Source organism: Vibrio sp. 10N.222.49.C9 (assembly GCF_041474985.1).
GTDB classification, from domain to species: Bacteria; Pseudomonadota; Gammaproteobacteria; order Enterobacterales; family Vibrionaceae; genus Vibrio; species Vibrio crassostreae_C.
Window position 1 is genome coordinate 1 of record NZ_JBFRVD010001435.1, and the last position, 305, is coordinate 305.

Annotated in this window: 1 protein-coding gene; it reads right to left on the bottom strand. The window is 44.3% G+C overall.

Translation table 11 applies throughout. From position 1 onward, the window contains the following. A partial coding sequence (locus AB4585_RS28635) for a GatB/YqeY domain-containing protein (protein WP_372172168.1) occupies nucleotides 1-305 on the bottom strand: 305 nt, incomplete at both ends.

Genomic DNA, 305 nt, shown 5'->3' on the forward strand with positions numbered 1-305 from the left:
CCCTTGAATTTGCGGCTTAAGAACGCCCATTACTTTACCCATGTCTTGCATGCCCGCCGCTTCAGATTCGGTAATTGCACTATCAACTAGTGCAGCAACTTCTTCTTCAGTCAGTGGTTGAGGCATAAAATCCTCAAGTACTGTAATTTCAACTTTCTCAGCATCAGCAAGGTCTTGACGACCAGCAGATTCAAATTGAGCGACAGAATCGCGACGTTGTTTAACCATCTTAGTCAGCACAGCAATGATATCGTCGTCTGTGAGAGTAATTCTCTCGTCAACTTCACGTTGCTTAATTGCTGCTA